The organism is Mitsuaria sp. CC2 (assembly GCF_048957715.1).
GTDB lineage: Bacteria > Pseudomonadota > Gammaproteobacteria > Burkholderiales > Burkholderiaceae_C > Roseateles.
The window spans coordinates 26,294-39,785 of record NZ_JARVXN010000009.1 but is presented as its reverse complement, the minus strand read 5'-3'; the positions used below and the strand labels follow the sequence as shown (position 1 = coordinate 39,785).

Here is a 13,492-nt window from a genome sequence, read left to right as displayed (position 1 = left end):
CGTGAGGGACAGTCATCCAGTGACGCCGGCGCGCCGGATCTCAATCGGCCTATGGCGAAGAACACGGTGTATGCGCAATCGGGACCAGATGTCCTTCGCCGCCATCTTGGCGAAGCATTGTTCCGGCCGGGACAATGGCCTGTTCCCCCGCTCCCTGTAGATGTTCGGAGCGCACGCCGTTACGCTGTCATATCGATAGACGTGCCCGGATCAACCGCCGGGCCATGGACGTATGCAGCAGTTCGACTTTGATCTTTTCGTGATCGGCGCGGGTTCCGGCGGCGCCCGCGCCGCCCGGGTCGCGGCCCACCATGGCGCACGCGTCGGCATCGCCGAGGGCGCCAACTTCGGCGGCACCTGCGTCAACCGCGGTTGCGTGCCCAAGAAGCTGATGGTCTACGCGAGCCGCATCCCCGATGCGATCCGGTCCGCCGAAGCCTTCGGCTGGGACGCGCCGGCGGCGAGCTTCGACTGGAACGCGTTGATCAATCACAAGGACACCGAGATCAGCCGCCTGGAGAGCGTCTATGAGCGCAACCTCCAGGGCTCGGGCGTTCAGACCTTCCCGGAACACGCCGCGCTGCTGGACGCCCACACCGTGCGCCTGCGCAGCAGCGGCCAGATCGTGACGGCCGGGCGCATCCTCATCGCCACCGGTGCGGCGCCCGCCCGCCCCGACTTCCCCGGCGTCGAGCTGGCGATCACGTCCGACGAGCTCTTCCATCTGACGGAGCAGCCGCGCCGCCTCCTCATCGTCGGCGGCGGCTACATCGCCGTCGAGTTCGCGGGCGTCTTCGCCGGCCTGGGCAGTCAGGTGACCCAGCTCGTGCGCGGCCCGGCCTTGCTCCGCGGCTTCGACGACGAGATCGCCGACACGCTGCGCGAGCACCTGTCCCTGCGCCGCGTCGATCTGGTCTTCGATGACCGCATCGAACAACTGCAACGGGCAGGCACGGCCTTGCGCGTCACAACGACCGGCGGCCGCTCCTTCGAGGTCGATGCCGTCCTGCTCAGCACCGGCCGTCGCCCGAACATCGACGGACTCGGGCTCGACGCGGCCGGCATCGCCGTCAACGACAAGGGCGCCATCGTCGTCGGCCCCGGCGGTCGCACCAAGGTCGCCTCGATCTTCGCCATCGGCGACGTCACCGACCGCCTGAACCTGACGCCGGTGGCCATCCGCGAGGGCCAGGCGTTCTCGGACCGGCACTTCGGCGGCATCGAATCGCCGGAGATCGACTACGCGCTGGTCCCGACCGCCGTCTTCACCACGCCCGAGATCGGCGTCGTGGGCATGACCGAGCGGCAAGCGCGAACGCACTACCCTCGCCTGCGCGTGCTGAAGACCCGCTTCCGCTCGATGGCGCAGGCCTTCGCCGGCTCGCGCGATCAGGTCTTCTTCAAGGTGCTGGTCGATGACGCGACCGACCGCGTGGTGGGTGTGCACCTGCTCGGCGACGGCGTCGCGGAGATGATCCAGTTCATCGCCGTCGCCCTGAAGGCGAACGCGACGTGGAGCGACTTCCGGAGCACCGTCGCCCTGCATCCGACCATCGCGGAAGAGCTCGTCACGCTCAAGTGAGAACGTGGGGTATCGGCGCGGTATTGGCGCGGTATCGGCGGTGGGGTCGGCGGTGGGGTCGGCGATCTCCGCCCGGAGGCTTCCTCTTGTCCTACACGCACTCCCACCGCTCTCCGGCAGAGGCAAGTCCCGACCCTCGGCACCATTCACGGCAATCCATCCGAGAACTGCCATGACCACCAACCCGCCGATCTCCGCCGCCGACATCCTCCTCCGTATCGCCTCTTCGCGTCCCGCCCAACGCGTGGAGGACGTCGAGCTGCACAGCTCGGCGCGCGGTCTGAGCAATGCCGCACTGGACGCCCTGGTGGTGCTGGCCGCGCTGACCGAAACCACCGACGAGGCCGCGGCCGAAGCGGGCTACCGTCAGGCCATCGCCAACGACCCGTGCCACATCGAGGCCTTCTCGCAGCTGACCTCGCTGCTCAGCCGCCAGGGCCGTCACGACGACGCACTGGAGCTGATCGACCAGGCCGTCGGCTGGTGCAGCGACATCGCCTCGCTGTACTTCTTCGCCGGCAAGGTCCAGGAGAGCGCTGGACGCCTCCCCCTGGCCATCGCCGCCTTCGAGCAGGCGCTCGACCTCAACCCGGCCCTGGCCGAAGCGCACTACCGCCTGGGCTCGTTGTGTGAGCAGCTCGGCGAGCCGCGCGCCTCCGCCGCCCACTTCCGCGTGTATCGCCGCCTGGTCGACGAGAACCAATCCAACATGCGTCTGAGCTGATGCCCGACGACGTGACGTAATCCCTCCTCCCGAACCGTCTGGACGGCGCGATCATCCGCCCGTCAACGAGGACTGCGGCGAGCAACGCCGTCGCCTACGGCTGGGCGCCGATGGCCAAACTCGGCATCGCGCTCTTCGTCATCCCACGGCTGCTCAAGACCCAGCTGGCCGGCGCGCGTTATGCCTCCCTCGGCGCGGCGCTCTGGAACGCCGCGCTCATCGCCGGCCTCGGTGCCATCGCCGCCGGCTTCAGCGACGGCCTCGCGAGACCAACACCTTCGGAACGATGGCGATTTGCCAGGCGGTGATTCCCCCCGCCTGCGCGCGGAGCATTGGGGAACCAGCCTGGTCGAGCCCGGCTACGGGCCCGGCTCGAACTTCTCCGCCCACTCCGGCGCGTCGCCGGTCCTGATGCGGTGGCGCTCGCCGAGCGCTGCTGAGCCCGGCTTGCTCAGTACTTCGCAGGCACGAACATCGACTCCGGCACCGGGTGGCGCTGGTAGTCCTCGTGGCGTTCGCGACCCGGCAGACGGATCTCCTGGCGCTCGACCTCGTGGTACGGGAACTGGTCCAGCAGATGCTGGATGCAGTTCAGCCGCGCGCGCTTCTTGTCGTCGGCGGCGACGACCCACCACGGCGCCTCGGGGATGTGCGTGCGGTCCAGCATCACTTCCTTGGCGCGGGTGTAGTCCTCCCAGCGCCGGCGAGACTCCAGGTCCATGGGCGACAGCTTCCACTGCTTGAGCGGATCGTGGATGCGGCCCAGGAAGCGCAGGTGCTGTTCCTCGTCGCTGATGGAGAACCAGTACTTGATCAGCGTGATGCCGGAACGCACCAGCATGCGCTCGAACTCGGGCACCGAGCGGAAGAACTCCTCGACGTCGTCCTCCTCGCAGAAGCCCATCACGCGCTCCACGCCGGCGCGGTTGTACCAGCTGCGGTCGAAGAGCACGATCTCGCCGGCCGCCGGCAGGTGCGGGACGTAGCGCTGGAAGTACCACTGCGTGCGCTCGCGGTCGTTGGGCGCGGGCAGCGCCACCACGCGGCAGACGCGCGGATTGAGCCGCTGCGTGATGCGCTTGATTGCCCCGCCCTTGCCCGCGGCGTCGCGCCCTTCGAACAGGATCACGACCTTCTGCTTCGTGTGGTGCACCCAGTCCTGCAGCTTCACCAGCTCGCGCTGCAGGCGGAACAGGTGCTTGAAGTAGGCGATGCGCTCGCCGTGCGCCTGGCCGGAATCGCTCTCGTCGAGCGCGCGCAGCGCCTCGTCGACGTGGCGGTCCTCCAGCTCCAGCTCCAGCTCCTCGTCGTAGCCGTCCTGCAGGTCGCGGCGGATGCGTTCGACGAGATCGTCGCGGTCGGTGGCTGAGCTCATGTCGGCAGGGGCGGAATTTCAGAAGCTCCCATCATCCTCCCGTGAGGTGACGGCGACGTGACGAGCCCTTCCCCGCACGCGCCCGGTGCCCGGCCTCCTCCCAAGTGTGGCTGGGCACGCAGGTGCCGGTGAAGGCGCAGCAGTCCGTCGCCAGGCGACGGCCGCGCGGTCAATCCGCTGCGCGCGGCGATCGCGACGGCCTCGGTGCGCGCGCCAGCGCCCACCTTGCTGAGGATCGCGCGCACATGCGTCTTGACGGTGGCGTCGGTGATGCCCAGGCGTTGCGAGATGTCCTTGTTCGACGCGCCCGTGGACATCGCCACCAGCACGTCCATCTCGCGCTTGGTGAGCCGGTCCTGCGTCAGGCTGTGCGCGAGCTTGGATGCCAGTTCCACCGACACGAACCGCACGCCCAGCATCACCGCGTCCACTGCCTCGGCCAGCTGCTCGGGCCGGCATCGCTGCAGCAGGTAGCCGTGCACGCCCGCCTCCATCGCGGCGCGGACGTCCCACTCCCGGTCCATCGCCGTCAGCACCAGGATGCGCGGACATCGACCCGGCGCGTGGGCGCCGTGGCGCCGCGCCACCTGCCGCGCGGTCAGGGCCAGCGCCAGCGCGCTGGTGTAGTCGGCGATGAGGACGTCGCAGCGCTCGGGCGACTCGCCGGACACGATGCGCACCGCGTGCGACAGGCTGCAGATCGCCGCCGCGAAGTCGGTCCGGTCGCCCAGCACCGCCGCGCATCCCGCGCAGGTCAGGGCTTCCTCGTGGACGATCTGGATGAAGGTCGGTCCAAGATGGGACATGGTCGCGCGCCTCTCAAGACTCCCGGCCCAATGTAAGTCCGCCACGGGCGGTACCGCAACCAACCCGCGCACCGACGCAGGGGACACGCCATGAACGCAGAAGCCTCCCACCACTCGCTGGAAACCCGGCGCCATCAGATGTACCCGCGGCTGAGCGCCTGCGACATGATGCGCATGCAGCGCTTCGGCACGCCGCAGACCTTCCAGCCCGGGCAGACGCTGCTCAGCGCGGGCAAGCCGGGGCCGGGGCTCTACCTGATCCTCGGCGGCACGGTGGAGGTGTGCCACCGCGACGGCATGGGCAACACCACGCCGCTGATCCAGCACACGCGCGGCAACTTCTCGGGCGAGCTGGCGGCGATGTCGGGCAAGCCCTCGCTGGTGGACGCGGTCGCGGTGGACACGGTCGAGACGCTGCTGCTCCCGCCCAGCCAGCTGCGCGCGCTGATCATCGCGGAAGCCGACCTGGGCGAACGCCTGGTGCGGGCGATGATCCTGCGCCGCGTGGGGCTGATCGAATCGGGCGCGAGCGGACCGGTGCTGATCGGCCGGCCCAACGCCGCCGCGCTGCTGCGCCTGCAGAGCTTCCTGCACAGCAACGGGGAGCCGTACCGCGTCGTCGACGTGACCCAGGACGCGGCGGCGGCCGCGCTGATCGAGGAATACGGCGCCGCACCCGGCGACGTGGTGGCCGTCTGCCCCGACGGCGCGGTGCTGGTGAATCCGCCCGAGGCCACGCTGGCGCGCTGCATCGGCATGGTGGACGAGAAGCCGCGCGAGGAGCTTTTCGACGTCGCCATCGCCGGCGCGGGCCCGGCCGGGTTGGCGACGGCGGTGTACGCGGCGTCGGAGGGCCTCAAGGTGGTCGTGCTGGACCGCCGTGCCTACGGCGGCCAGGCCGGCAACAGCGCGCGGATCGAGAACTACCTCGGCTTCCCGACCGGCATCTCCGGCGGGGCGCTGACCGGCCGCGCCTGCGTGCAGGCCGAGAAGTTCGGCGCCGAACTGCTGATCCCCACCGAGGTGCGGTCGCTGGATTGCGCGCGCGAAGGGCCGGAGGGCGAGCTCCTCATCGCCCTGACCGACGGACGCACGCTGCGCGCGCGCACGGCCGTCATCGCCAGCGGCGCGCGCTACCGCCGCCTGGCGGTGCCGCGCCTGAACGATTTCGAAGGCCGCGGCATCTGGTACTGGGCCTCGGCGCTGGAGGCGCCGCTGTGCGTGGACACCGAGGTGGTGCTGGTGGGCGGCGGCAACTCGGCCGGACAGGCGGCGGTGTTCTTGTCCGAGCACGCCTCGCGCGTGCATGTGCTGGTGCGGGGGCCGGGTCTCGCCGACAGCATGTCGCGCTACCTGATCGACCGCCTCGAGGCGACGTCCAACATCGAGCTGCGCCCGTTCACGGAAATCACCGAACTGCACGGCGACCCGCTGCGCGGCCTGGAGGCGGTGACCTGGCGCTGCGGCCGCACCGGCACCGAATCGCGCCGCGACACGCGCAACGTCTTCCTCTTCGTCGGCGCCGAGCCGGAGACGGACTGGCTCGCGGGCTGCCCGGTGCTGTCCGATGACAAGGGCTTCGTGCTGACGGGCACCGACGTGCGGCGTGCGCAGCGACGGGCGGACCCGACGCTGGCCGCTGACCTGGAGTGGCAGATCGACAGCGGTCCCGCGCCGCTGGAGTCCAGCGTCCCCGGCGTGTTCGCGGTCGGGGACGTGCGCTCCGGGTCGGTGAAGCGGGTCGGCGGCGCGATCGGCGAAGGCGCGGCGGTCGTCGCACAGATTCATCAATGTCTGGCGAGAATGCGGCCCCGGAGGTCCCCATGATCCTTGAAGTCGCCCCGCTCCCGATCCGCGCCGGCTACGAGTCCCGGTTCGAAGCCGCGTTCCTGCAGGCGCAGGCCATCATCGCGTCCATGCCCGGCTACCTGGGCCACGAGCTCCAGCGCTGCGTGGAGCGGCCCGGCGAGTACCTGCTGCTGGTCCGCTGGCGCACGCTCGAGGACCACGAGGTCGGCTTCCGCAAGTCGCCGCAGTACGAGGACTGGCGGGCGCTGCTGCACCACTTTTACGACCCGTTTCCGGTGGTGTCGCATTACGAGTCGGTGCCCGGGGCGGCGGGCTGAGAATCCCGGACATGTTCGAGATCGCCACCCTGGCGGGCCTGTGGCTCGCGCTCAATCTCTTCGCCACCCGGCGCGTGCTGACGATCGGCAAGCTGGTCCATCTGCCCCAGCGACTGCTCATCGCGTCGATCTGGCTGGTGCCGTACTTCGGCGCATTCATGGCCTTGGGGAACATGCCGTCGCGCGCGACCGCCGAAAGCGTCGCCGAGGGCGGGTCGCCGCGTGACCGGAGCGGCGAGTACGAGCCGCCGCCGACCGCGCTGACGTCGCCCCAGGGCGGCGAGTTTCCGCTCGTCGAGCATCTGCAACAGGGCAATGGCCTGCCGATCCTGGACTGGCAGGCGCTGGCCGCATGGGCGCCCGCGGCGGACGACGGCGCCGACACCGCCGCCGCAGCCGTCCGCGCCGACGCCATCGAACGCGGCCGACACGCCTGGCTGCTGCACCTACGCGAACAGCTGGGGCCGCAGATGGGGCTGTTGGTCACCGACGAGGCTTTCCTCCTCTCCTCGCTTGACGACAAGCGTGCGCGCCGCACGGCGGACTACGTCTCGACCGCACGGGCGCGCATCCAGCGCCTTCTGGGCCAGGTCGCGCACTTCCCCGGCGGTCACCGCAGCATCCTGCTGGTGCTCGATGACGAGGACGCGTACTACCGCTACGTGTCCATCTACCACCCGGACGGCGAGTTCTCCACGTCCAGCGGCATGTTCATCGACGCGGGCTGCCCGCACTTCGTGGTCGTGCGCGGTCATCTCCAGCAGATCGAGCCCATCATCGCGCACGAGATGACGCACGCCGCCCTGGCCCACCTGAAGCTGCCGCGCTGGCTCGACGAAGGCGTGGCGGTCAACACCGAGCGACGTGTCGCCGGGCCGCAAGGCTCGCTCTACACGCCGCACGAGCTGCACGCGATGCACCTCGACCACTGGAACCCCGACCGGATCCAGGCGTTCTGGACCGGCGACTCGTTCCTGAGCACGGAGGAGAACAGCGCCCTGCTCTCTTACGAACTGGCGCGGATCATCGTCGAGCAGATGGCGCGCGACTGGGACGCCTTCCTCGCCTTCCTGAGCGCCGCAGGGACGTTGGACGATGCCGGCGCCGAGGCCGCGCGGTCCGTCTTCGGCATCGGGCTCGGCGCCTACGCGGCAGCGTTGGTCGAGGCGCCTTCGGACGTCGGCTGGGCACCGGACACCGCCGACCGCACGGTCCGCACAGGTCGCACGGTCCACGAAGAGGCGGAGCCGGCCTAAACTCCTGCCCGCTGCTCCAGAACTCTGGTCCTGCACTCTGTCCCTGCACGCTCTTCCTGCACACTCTTCCTGCACGCTGAACCGGCCTCTCCGACGTCCCCATGCCTCACCTGACCCTCATCGCCGCCCTCGATCGCGCGCGCGGCATCGGCCGCGACAACGAACTGCTGGTCCGACTGCCCGAGGACATGGCGCGCTTCAAGGCGCTCACGATCGGTCACACCGTCATCATGGGACGCAAGACCTGGGACTCGATCCCCGCGAAGTTCCGGCCGCTGGTCCAGCGCCGCAACCTCGTGCTGTCGCGCCAGCCAGGACTGGCGCTCGCCGGCGCGGAAGTCTTCGCGACGCTGGACGACGCCCTCGCCGCCTGCGCACCGGAGGAGGCCGTGTTCGTCATGGGCGGCGCCCAGGTGTATGACCTCACCCTGCCCCGCGCCGACGCGCTCGAACTCACCGAGATCGCCGCCGCCTTCGACGCCGACGCCTTCTTCCCCGCCGTCGACCCCGCCGTCTTCGCCGAAGTGCGCAGAGAACGCCACCACAGCCCCGCCGAGCGCGGCCACGACTGGGACTACGACTTCGTTCGCTACGAGCGACGCGGCTGAGTTCTTCCGCGGCCTCGCGCCGCGGCACCTCCTCCTTCACCGATCCCGAACCATGTCCGGCAACCATTTCCACGTCCACGGCCCGCACGACCACGAACTTGAACACGCCGCGCAGCACGAGCCCAAGGGGCTCGCCGGCCAGTTGGCGGTGATCACCGCGATCCTGGCCACGCTGGGCGCCTGCTTCTCCTACATGGGCGGCGCCACGCAAGCCAACGCGGGGCTGTTCAAGAACAACGCCGCCATCACCAAGACCGAGGCCGCCAACCGCTGGAACTACTTCCAGGCCAAGAGCAGCAAGCAGAACCTGGCCGAGTTCGCGCTCGACCTGACCCCCGGCGAGGAGCAGAAGGCCAGGTACCGCGAGAAGATCGCCCGCTACGAGACCGAGAAGAACGAGATCAAGGTCCAGGCCGAGAAGCTCGAGGCCGAATCCAAGGCGTGGGACCACCAGAGCGACGAGCAGTTGCACCTCCACCACCGCTGGGCGCAGGCCACCACGGCGCTGCAGGTGGCCATCGCGCTCGCCGCCATCGCGCTGCTGACGAAACGCCGCTGGATGGAATACGCCACCTTCGGCGCCGGCGCCATCGGCGTCGGTCTGGGGATCGCGGCCTGGCTGCACTTCTGAAGACCTGGGCGCCGGAGCGCCGGAGCGCCGCCTAAGGTGCTCGCTCCGTCGGGGGAGGACGCTCAAGTTTCCCGGCGATGGGTCGATAGCGAAGGGATCACCGCCACGCCTTCAGAGCACCGCGGGATAAGCCGCCAGGGAGGCGCTTCGTCATGACCCTCATCACCTCGACCGGCGCGGGCGTGCTGGACCGCATCGCGGCCAGCCGTACGACCTCGACCTACCGCCCCGCGGGCGTGAGCGCGCAGGCTGCGGGCGCCGCCGCCAAGACAGCCGCCGCGGCATCCGCGCCCACGCGCGTCACGCTGGACGCGACGTCCGCCAGCGCCCTCGTCTACGCCAGACCCAGCACACCCGGCTTCGGGCCCCAACGCTTCTGGGCCAACGCGCGCGACGACGGCCTCAGCGAACTGATGACCCGCAACAGCGGCAAGGACGCGCTCACGCTGTCCGACCGCTGGCGCGGACTGGGCGGCGGACTGCTGAAGCAGTTCGCAGACACCGGCACGGCCTACCAGCAGACCCTCGCCGACTACGTGCCGGGCGTCGATGCCGCCGGCGCCACCGGTACCGTCGAGGGCACCGACGCCGCCGCGACGGCCGCCGCAGCAGCCGCGCTTCAGGAACAGGCCCTCGGTGGCGTCAGCACGAACGCCGCCGAGGTGAGCCTCAAGATCCAGACGCGCTCCGGCCACACCGTCGAGCTCAAGATCGGCGTGAACAACGGCGACCAGGGCGGCACGCGCGGCCTGCAGGTCGGGATCAAGAGCTCCGGCGCGCTCAGCAGCGCGGAGCGTCAGGCGCTCTCCGCCCTGAGCGACGGGCTCGATCAAGCGCTCGAGGGCCTCGGCGAAGGCGCGCCGACGCTCGACCTGTCCGGGCTGACGGCCTTCGACCGGAGCGGCGTGCTGACCGGACTCGATCTCGAGATCGAGCACCCGAACGCGTCCGCCGACGTCCCCGGCAAGCTGCAGGCGTTCTCGCTCCAGCTGGGCACGGACACGAAGTCGGTGACGATGCGTACGACCAGCGGCGAGATGAACCTCGAAGTCGACGCCACGCCGCCCACGGGCGCTTCGAACAACGGCCAGCGCCGATCCGCCATCGATCAACTGCTCAAGCAGATCGACGCCGCCGCCGATCGCGCACACGCGGACGCGGCGATGACGAAGTCCTTCAAGGACGCGTTCCAGCAGTTGCAGGCGCCGCCGGTCGACGAAGCGCCGGCCAGCACCGGGAGCGCCGCGACCATCGCAACCACCCTCGCCAAGGGCGGTCCGGACGAAGTGGCACCGGTCACGCCGTCGATGAGCGACGGCTTGCGCTCGCAGGTGCAGTCGCTGCAGAGCGGCCTGGCCGACTTCAAGGCGGACTTCAGCGCCGACTCGCAGCGCACCAGCCGCATCGGCAGCATCCAGGAAGCCGGCCACACCGACTACAAGATCAGCCAGACGACCGCCGACCGACCCAGCACCGCGACAGGCGGACGTTCGGTCACGCAAGCGCAGACCGAGGAACTCGACGCCAGCTACCAGAAGTCGCGCACCTTCACGCTGGACCGCAGCACCGGCAACTACGACGCCTACACGGTCCAGGACAGCAAGACCATCACGACGCTGATCGACACGGTGAAGGATTCGGTCTCGCGCGCCATGCGCAAGACCGACGAGCAGCGGCTGAAGACCTTCTCGCAGATCGAGAACTTCAAGCCGACCGGGCACAGCGAGTGGCCCTCGCAGCGCAGCGCCACGGAGCGGCTGCGCTGAAACGCTGAAACGGTCAAGCGCTGAGGCGCCGAGGCCCAGAAACAAGAAAGCCCCGCGGCGCGAGCCGCGGGGCTTTCCTTCAGGAGCGGTCGATCAGGCCGACTTGCGACGGCGCGAGGCGACGACACCGATCAGCGCCAGGCCGGCCAGCGCCAGGGTGGCGGGTTCCGGCACTTGGGCGGCGGAAGCCTGGAAGAAGATCTTCTGATAGGCGGTGCTGCCATTCAGGTCGACGATGTCGTTGATGCGATAGCCGCCGACGCCGTCGAGCGTGTGCAGGCACATGCTCATCGGGCTGCTGTTCTGGTAATCGCAGGAATTCAGGTTCACGGCGTCGTTCAGCGCGGTGAAGCCCCACGACCAGTTGGCCGAGAAGTACCAGTTCGCGCCATTGGCGACATGGGTGTTGTTGGTGTTCGAGCCGGTATTGAAGATGGCTTCGCTGCGCAGCGCGGCGGCCAGAGACAGCAGGGTGTTGGAGCCGGTGACGCGGCCGGCCATCATCAGGTAGTCGCCGGTGCAGGCGCTCAGGACGTTCTGCGCGGCGCTGCCGATGGCCTGGGCCATCGTGCCGACGTAGCACTGCGTCCAGCCGCCGTTCAGCACGTTGTTGATGTTGACGTTGGTCTGTGCGCCCACCGGCAGATAGGTCGGGGCCGCCTGGGCAGCGCCGGCGACGGCGAGGGTAGCGAACAGGGTGGCAATCTTGCTTTTCATGATGTCGGCGACGGGGAGGTCGGCTGATTGTTGATGAAACACAAATAGCAACCCTTGTGCCAATTTTGCAACCCATTGATTTGTATCGATATTTCTCGGGCACCCCTAATACTAGGGACATGAACGTAAACAAATTCGACACTTCGGGCACGCCACTTGCCGTGACCTAGTTCACGTTCCGGCGTGAGGTCCATTCATTGACCTGCGGCGGTCGTTTGTGCGTAAATGCGAATCGTTTTTATTTGGAAACGACACGCAGGTCGCCTTTCGAGCCGCTCCATGCAAGACACGCACACCCTCCAGCTCAACGACGTGGGCCACCTCTACCGTGGCCATCACCAGTGGCTGGTCGGCTGGTTGCGCCGACGACTCGGATGCCCCCACCATGCGGCCGACCTGGCGCACGACACCTTCACGCGCGTGCTGGTGCGGCGGGAAGCGCTCACCTGGCAAGCCGAGGTGGGCGGCGGCAAGGCGTTGCTCAGCACCATCGCCCACGGCCTGATGGTCGACCACCTGCGCCGGGCGGCGCTCGAACGCGCGTTCCTCGAGGCGCTCTCGCTGATCGCACAGGACCAAACGCCGTCGATCGAGGACCAGCAGGTCATGCTGGAGACGCTGGTTGAAGTCGACGCGGTGCTGCGCGGGCTGCCCGCCAAGGTCCAGCAGGCCTTCCTCCTGTCCCAGATCGACGGCCTGCCCTACGGCGAGATCGCCAGGGAACTCGGCGTGTCGCTCAGTTCCGTCCAGCAGTACATGACCAAGGCGTTCAGCGCCTGCTACCAGGCACGGCAAGGCTTGTCGCTGCAATGACGAACTCCGGCCCGGCGGCAGGCGACCTGCACCCGGCGGTGGTCGAGGTCGCGGTGGCGTGGATGGTCAAGCTCCAGTCGGGAGGCGCGACCGCCCAGGACCACGCGGCCTGCGAGCACTGGCGGCACGAGCGACCGGAACATGCGCAGGCCTGGGCCACGCTCAGCGGGTTCAGCCAGCGGCTGAAAGTCCTGCCGCCCTCGCTGGCGCGCAACGCGCTCGCGGCCGCACGGGAACTCGAACTCGAACTCGAACTCGAACTCGAACTCGAACTCGACCGCGAGCGCGCGCCGCGTCGCCGTTCCCTGCTCAAGGGCCTGGCGCTGGTGGTCGGAACCGCGGGCATCGGACTCGCGAGCGCCCCTGACGGCGGCTGGAAAAGCCTCGCCGCCTCGCACCGGACCAGCGTGGGCGAGCGTCGGCGGCTGGCGCTGGCGGACGGCAGCGTGCTGCATCTCAACACGGCCACGGCGCTGGATGTGCGCATGGATGGGCACGAGCGTTGCGTGGACCTCTTCGCCGGCGAGGTGTTGATCGAATGCGCCCGCCACGCCGGTCACGGCGCTGGCAGTGCTGAGGCCAGGCCTCTCATCGTGCGCACGGCGCAGGGCAGGATCCAGGCGGAAGAAGGCCGCTTCATCGTGCGAAAACTCGCCGCGCAGACCTTCGTGCAGGCGCTGGAGGGCTGGGTCGACGTGAGCCCCGGCCACGGTCAACTTGCCAGCCGGCGACTCGTGGCGGGTCGTCAATGGACGTTCGACGCCCGCGGCGCCGGCGCCGCCGAGGCGGCCGACGGCGGCGCGGGCGCCTGGGTCGACGGGCTGATCGTGGCGCGCGACATGCCGCTCGCGGCCTTGGCCGCGGAGCTCTCGCGCTACCGCCGCGGCTGGCTGCGCTGCGACGCGGCCGTGGCCAGGTTGCGCATCTCGGGCGTGTTCCCCGTCGACGACCTCCACCGCGTGGTCGCCGCGATCCAGCGCACCCTGCCGGTCCGGGCGCGCGCGCGGACGTCCTGGTGGGTGACCTTGGAGGCGCGGTGACACTGTCTTGAGAAATTTTTGAGAAGGGACTGCAGTTTCCGGCGGCTC

Annotated in this window: 13 protein-coding genes and 1 pseudogene; 11 read left to right on the top strand and 3 right to left on the bottom strand. The window is 69.3% G+C overall.

What is annotated here, in order from left to right:
* Nucleotides 1–232: 232 nt before the first annotated feature.
* From gorA to PV762_RS05415, 3 genes and pseudogenes are all read left to right on the top strand, one after another.
* Nucleotides 233–1,582: a glutathione-disulfide reductase gene (gene gorA / locus PV762_RS05425; RefSeq protein WP_421034006.1), complete on the top strand. Its 1,350-nt coding sequence runs from the start codon at nucleotides 233–235 to the stop codon at nucleotides 1,580–1,582.
* A 172-nt stretch (nucleotides 1,583–1,754) separates the two neighbouring features.
* Nucleotides 1,755–2,306 carry a tetratricopeptide repeat protein gene (locus PV762_RS05420; protein ID WP_421034005.1) on the top strand — a complete coding sequence of 184 codons (552 nt, stop codon included), beginning with the start codon at nucleotides 1,755–1,757 and terminating at the stop codon, nucleotides 2,304–2,306.
* Between the two features lie 68 nt (nucleotides 2,307–2,374).
* A pseudogene (locus tag PV762_RS05415) lies at nucleotides 2,375–2,569 on the top strand (hypothetical protein); the annotation flags it as partial.
* A 188-nt stretch (nucleotides 2,570–2,757) separates the two neighbouring features.
* On the opposite strand, the gene ppk2 reads toward PV762_RS05415, so the two are convergent.
* Nucleotides 2,758–3,681: a polyphosphate kinase 2 gene (ppk2, locus tag PV762_RS05410; protein ID WP_421034004.1), complete on the bottom strand. Its 924-nt coding sequence runs from the start codon at nucleotides 3,679–3,681 to the stop codon at nucleotides 2,758–2,760.
* Nucleotides 3,678–4,487 carry a LuxR C-terminal-related transcriptional regulator gene (locus PV762_RS05405; protein ID WP_421034003.1) on the bottom strand — a complete coding sequence of 270 codons (810 nt, stop codon included), beginning with the start codon at nucleotides 4,485–4,487 and terminating at the stop codon, nucleotides 3,678–3,680. Before PV762_RS05405 ends, ppk2 begins: the two co-directional genes overlap by 4 nt.
* A gap of 90 nt (nucleotides 4,488–4,577) precedes the next feature.
* On the opposite strand from PV762_RS05405, the gene PV762_RS05400 reads away from it, so the two are divergent.
* The 6 genes from PV762_RS05400 (at nucleotide 4,578) to PV762_RS05375 (ending at nucleotide 10,874) form a co-directional block, all read left to right on the top strand.
* Entirely contained in the window at nucleotides 4,578–6,314 is a 1,737-nt protein-coding gene (locus PV762_RS05400; RefSeq protein ID WP_421034002.1) for an FAD-dependent oxidoreductase, read from the top strand.
* On the top strand, nucleotides 6,311–6,613 hold the full coding sequence (locus PV762_RS05395; RefSeq protein WP_421034001.1) for an antibiotic biosynthesis monooxygenase family protein: 303 nt from the start codon (nucleotides 6,311–6,313) through the stop codon (nucleotides 6,611–6,613). The genes PV762_RS05400 and PV762_RS05395 overlap by 4 nt, the downstream gene beginning before the upstream one ends.
* An 11-nt stretch (nucleotides 6,614–6,624) precedes the next feature.
* Entirely contained in the window at nucleotides 6,625–7,869 is a 1,245-nt protein-coding gene (locus PV762_RS05390; RefSeq protein WP_421034000.1) for a hypothetical protein, read from the top strand.
* Between the two features lie 101 nt (nucleotides 7,870–7,970).
* On the top strand, nucleotides 7,971–8,477 hold the full coding sequence (locus PV762_RS05385; RefSeq protein ID WP_421033999.1) for a dihydrofolate reductase: 507 nt from the start codon (nucleotides 7,971–7,973) through the stop codon (nucleotides 8,475–8,477).
* Nucleotides 8,478–8,529: 52 nt separating this feature from the next.
* Nucleotides 8,530–9,108, top strand: a complete 579-nt coding sequence (locus PV762_RS05380; protein ID WP_421033998.1) for a DUF4337 domain-containing protein — start codon at nucleotides 8,530–8,532, stop codon at nucleotides 9,106–9,108.
* Between the two features lie 152 nt (nucleotides 9,109–9,260).
* Nucleotides 9,261–10,874, top strand: a complete 1,614-nt coding sequence (locus tag PV762_RS05375) for a hypothetical protein (protein WP_421033997.1) — start codon at nucleotides 9,261–9,263, stop codon at nucleotides 10,872–10,874.
* Nucleotides 10,875–10,967: 93 nt separating this feature from the next.
* On the opposite strand, the gene PV762_RS05370 is transcribed toward PV762_RS05375, so the two are convergent.
* Nucleotides 10,968–11,591, bottom strand: coding sequence for a PEP-CTERM sorting domain-containing protein (locus tag PV762_RS05370; protein WP_421033996.1), 624 nt, complete (start codon nucleotides 11,589–11,591; stop codon nucleotides 10,968–10,970).
* Between the two features lie 279 nt (nucleotides 11,592–11,870).
* Here PV762_RS05370 and PV762_RS05365 point away from each other — a divergent pair, with 279 nt between their 5' ends.
* Nucleotides 11,871–12,404 carry a sigma-70 family RNA polymerase sigma factor gene (locus PV762_RS05365; protein WP_421033995.1) on the top strand — a complete coding sequence of 178 codons (534 nt, stop codon included), beginning with the start codon at nucleotides 11,871–11,873 and terminating at the stop codon, nucleotides 12,402–12,404.
* The gene (locus PV762_RS05360; RefSeq protein ID WP_421033994.1) at nucleotides 12,401–13,444 is read left to right on the top strand and encodes a DUF4880 domain-containing protein; all 1,044 of its coding nucleotides are present in this window, start codon (nucleotides 12,401–12,403) and stop codon (nucleotides 13,442–13,444) included. Before PV762_RS05365 ends, PV762_RS05360 begins: the two co-directional genes overlap by 4 nt.
* Nucleotides 13,445–13,492: the final 48 nt, after the last annotated feature.

Coding starts and splice junctions, on each gene's coding strand:
- gorA (WP_421034006.1), top strand. CDS start 233: ATGCAGCAGTTCGACTTTGATCTTTTCGTGATCGGCGCGGGTTCCGGC.
- PV762_RS05420 (WP_421034005.1), top strand. CDS start 1,755: ATGACCACCAACCCGCCGATCTCCGCCGCCGACATCCTCCTCCGTATC.
- ppk2 (WP_421034004.1), bottom strand. CDS start 3,681: ATGAGCTCAGCCACCGACCGCGACGATCTCGTCGAACGCATCCGCCGC.
- PV762_RS05405 (WP_421034003.1), bottom strand. CDS start 4,487: ATGTCCCATCTTGGACCGACCTTCATCCAGATCGTCCACGAGGAAGCC.
- PV762_RS05400 (WP_421034002.1), top strand. CDS start 4,578: ATGAACGCAGAAGCCTCCCACCACTCGCTGGAAACCCGGCGCCATCAG.
- PV762_RS05395 (WP_421034001.1), top strand. CDS start 6,311: ATGATCCTTGAAGTCGCCCCGCTCCCGATCCGCGCCGGCTACGAGTCC.
- PV762_RS05390 (WP_421034000.1), top strand. CDS start 6,625: ATGTTCGAGATCGCCACCCTGGCGGGCCTGTGGCTCGCGCTCAATCTC.
- PV762_RS05385 (WP_421033999.1), top strand. CDS start 7,971: ATGCCTCACCTGACCCTCATCGCCGCCCTCGATCGCGCGCGCGGCATC.
- PV762_RS05380 (WP_421033998.1), top strand. CDS start 8,530: ATGTCCGGCAACCATTTCCACGTCCACGGCCCGCACGACCACGAACTT.
- PV762_RS05375 (WP_421033997.1), top strand. CDS start 9,261: ATGACCCTCATCACCTCGACCGGCGCGGGCGTGCTGGACCGCATCGCG.
- PV762_RS05370 (WP_421033996.1), bottom strand. CDS start 11,591: ATGAAAAGCAAGATTGCCACCCTGTTCGCTACCCTCGCCGTCGCCGGC.
- PV762_RS05365 (WP_421033995.1), top strand. CDS start 11,871: ATGCAAGACACGCACACCCTCCAGCTCAACGACGTGGGCCACCTCTAC.
- PV762_RS05360 (WP_421033994.1), top strand. CDS start 12,401: ATGACGAACTCCGGCCCGGCGGCAGGCGACCTGCACCCGGCGGTGGTC.